The following is a 2,265-nucleotide window of genomic DNA, read 5'->3' on the forward strand; positions in this document are numbered from 1 at the left end:
GAAGGGGAAGACGTTATCGCTACGCTGCAATCTCAAATTTCTCGTCCAAAGGACGATCGGCCTCTGGCCGAAAAACTCAAATCTCAAAACCACAACTCAAATGTCAAAACTGACGTTGAGACTGTGATTGTGACCGGGGACAGGGATGTCTTGCAATTGGTGGATGAGAAGACGAAAGTATATTCGCCGCTGAAGGGGTTATCGAATCCGGTAATCTATGACGCTAAAGAGGTCTTTGAGAGATACGGATTGCGGCCCGATCAGATTGTGGATTATAAAGCTTTGCGCGGGGACCCCTCGGACAATATCCCAGGGGTGCCGGGGGTGGGGGAGAAGACGGCCGTCGATTTATTGCAAAAATATGATACTTTGGAGGGAGTGTTCGATCATTTAAATGAATTAACGTCAAGACAGCGGAAGCTCTTGAGTGGTCAGAAAGAACAGGCAGAACTTTCGCAGATGCTGGCGACGATTACCAGTGATGCGCCGGTGGAGTTGGATTTGGAAAAGTGCCTGGTTGGTGATTTTCGCTCGGAAAAAGCGCTTGAGGCCTTGAAGAAGTTGCAATTTAGATCGCTGGTTAAAGAACTTGAGGATAACAGAGAAGAGCAGAGGGAAAAAGAGGCCCACCCGCAGATGAAGCTGATTTAACAACATTCCTAGTCTGTCTGTTTCTTGGCCGTTCGGCCAAGAAACAGACACACCCGTAATGGCTTAGTGGGGGGATAATTTATGAAAGTTGCGCTGGTGCATGATTATTTGACGGAATACGGGGGAGCGGAACGGGTGCTGGAGGCGATTCACGAAATTTGGCCGGAGGCGCCGGTTTTTACTTCATTGTTTGACGAGAATGTAATTGCAGGGCTTGTCCCTGCCTTAAACTTAGGCGACCACAAGGGTCGCAACTACAGGTGGGATATTCGTCCGTCGCGGATGCAGAAGTTTCCTTTTGTTCGCTGGCTTTCGAAACAATACACCTTCTTTTACCCCTTGGTTTTTGAGCACTTTGATCTCCGAGAGTACGATGTCATTATCTCCGATGGCACCATTTGGTCTAAGGGGGTTTTGACGACCCCGGAACAACTTCATATTCATTATTGCCATACTCCAGCGAGGTTTCTTTATCACTACGGGGCGGAAAGTAGCCGCCGTGATGTTTGGTATTACCGACCGGTGGTCAAGATACTGGATCATTATTTGAGAATTTGGGATTTTGAGAGCGCCCAGCGGCCGGATTTTATTATTGCCAACTCGAAGACGGTGGGGGAGAGGGTTAGGAAGTTTTGGCGGCGGGAGGCGACCGTTATCTACCCTCCAGTGAGTTTGGTTTCAGAACAACTCAGAAAACTCAGTGAATCAGAACGTCAGAAAAATCAGAGTGTCAGAAATTCTGATACGTCTGACGCTCCGACGTTCCGACGTTCCGACGCTCCGAGTTATTCTGAGTTTTCTGGAAATCCCTACTTCCTCGTCGTCTCCCGCCTCTCGGCCTACAAAAACATTGATCTTGCTATTGAGGCCTGTAACAAACTAAATCTTCCCTTAGTAATAGTGGGAACAGGGAGGGAGGAGGAGCGGCTGAAGGCGCTGGCGGGAAAAAATATTAAATTTATGGACTTTGTGGAAGACCAAGAACTTTCCAAACTTTACAAAGCTTGTAAAGCTTTGATATTTCCTGTTTCCGATGAGGATTTTGGAATCGTTCCGGTCGAGGCGATGAGTTTTGGCAAACCGGTTATTGCCCTTCGCTCCGGCGGCGTCCAGGAGACCGTCGTTGAAGGTAAAACAGGCGTGTTTTTTGACCAACCGACGGTTGAGAGTTTAGTAGCGGCTATTGAGAGGTTTGAGGGGGGTCTAAAAGGTGTAAAGGGGGTAAAGGAGGACTGCGTTGCGCGGGCGAAGGGGTTTTCTAAAGAACGATTCCAGCAACAGTTTCGGGAGTTTGTTGAAAATAAGTGGAAAGAGAGGTTTAAAGGGTAGAAAGGGTTTAAAGAATGACGACGATGGAAAAATCGCAGGCACCTTACAAAAATCTGAAGACCTACCAACAGTCGGTGATTATTTGCGATCTGACAGCGGAGTTTTGTGGGAAGTTTTTGGAAGAAGGGGAGGATGAAAGGTATAAGGGGTACAAAAGGTTTAAACTACGGGAGCAGATGGAGGGGGCAGCTAGAAGCGGGAAGCAGAATATTGTTGAAGGGGCAAGTCAGGGAACGTCATTTAAGGGCTACATTAAGCTATTGGGCGTGGCTCTCGGATCCTTGA

At 47.9% G+C, this 2,265-nt stretch carries 3 protein-coding genes; all 3 read left to right on the plus strand.

From position 1 onward, the window contains the following. Positions 1-651 (plus strand): hypothetical protein (locus tag KKI21_03455; protein ID MBU4285256.1); only part of this gene is annotated, 651 nt, incomplete at its 5' end. An 81-nt stretch (positions 652-732) separates the two neighbouring features. After that, the gene (locus KKI21_03460; protein ID MBU4285257.1) at positions 733-1,980 is read left to right on the plus strand and encodes a glycosyltransferase; all 1,248 of its coding nucleotides are present in this window, start codon (positions 733-735) and stop codon (positions 1,978-1,980) included. Between the two features lie 23 nt (positions 1,981-2,003). Next, on the plus strand, positions 2,004-2,265 hold a 262-nt coding region (locus tag KKI21_03465; protein MBU4285258.1), incomplete at its 3' end, for a four helix bundle protein.

This window comes from Patescibacteria group bacterium (assembly GCA_018897295.1).
GTDB lineage: Bacteria > Patescibacteriota > Minisyncoccia > RBG-13-40-8-A > RBG-13-40-8-A > JAHILA01.

What these genes read in the sequence shown, in the direction of transcription:
- KKI21_03460 (MBU4285257.1), top strand. Translation starts at nt 733, where the DNA reads ATGAAAGTTGCGCTGGTGCATGATTATTTGACGGAATACGGGGGAGCG.